General features: G+C 33.8%; 1 protein-coding gene. It reads right to left on the bottom strand.

The genetic code is table 11. The annotated features are described in order from the left end of the window. Positions 1–145: 145 nt before the first annotated feature. Positions 146–919 (bottom strand): hypothetical protein, encoded by a 774-nt coding sequence (locus FXV77_RS21875; RefSeq protein WP_148921374.1) that lies wholly within the window; start codon positions 917–919, stop codon positions 146–148. Positions 920–983 lie beyond the last annotated feature (64 nt).

Here is a 983-nt window from a genome sequence, read left to right as displayed (position 1 = left end):
CTAAACAGCTCGTTTCTCGGTAATTCTTCCACATTACTCGAAATGTCGAAAAAATCTAAAATTGGTTGTCTTTTCATGATTTTGACGTTTTTTTATAGTTTATAATTCCGTCCTAAGAATGAATGATTCAAATAGTAACAACACATCAGAAGAATAAACGTGAACTTTTATCATTATCTTTGATTTGCAATTTACGCCCTCTGCCAGTTAGGGATATTGAAAAACTATTAGTTCCATAGAGTCGGATATATATGTCAACAACACTTCTTAATGGTCTCCCATTATTATTCATTGGTTGCCAAGTGGCTCCTGTCTTTCGTAAAGCACGTAATACAAATTCATAAAACGAAGAGTGCTCACCGACTATTAACCCAATATCACCTAGCGTACGATCGCGATTTACTATGGCTTGCACAATTAATACAGAATCTCCTTTGGGTACATAAACCAATGGTTTATAACTATTCTCTAACTCTTCTTTTAGTTGATCTAACGCTTGAAAAGAAGCGTATTTCAAAAATGGACGAGGGATATATGTACAGGAAATAGTGTCTTTTCTAACAAGAACACGTAGTCTATCGAAGTTTTGTGGATTGGGTATATTATTTATGTTATCAATCTGAAATTTTGAAATAGCTGATAGCAGGTTGCTATATTCCTGTTGCAATATATACCTATCCCCTTCAAATTTGAGATCAAAAGATCTATTGGACATATGATCTTCATTGCTTTCATCGTCGACAGCAGTATACAATTCTAGAAAGGTTGGTATAGATTCTTTATATTCTATTTCAATAGAATCGACATGAGGATAATTATTAAAAAACGGATCCCAAACACTATCCTTTAATAGAATCACTGAAACCTCTTCTCCCCGACGAAAGTCGATTGCAAAACCAGTCCTCGTGTACGTCTTCAAACTAAATTAGACACATTAGGATGAAACCTTAAGGAGACTTTCGAGTTATAAATTTATTAATTTT

The organism is Sphingobacterium phlebotomi, from assembly GCF_008180195.1.
In the GTDB taxonomy this organism is placed as follows: Bacteria; Bacteroidota; Bacteroidia; order Sphingobacteriales; family Sphingobacteriaceae; genus Sphingobacterium; species Sphingobacterium phlebotomi.
Note: the sequence above shows the minus strand (reverse complement) of the source record. Positions and strands in the feature narration are given on the sequence as shown.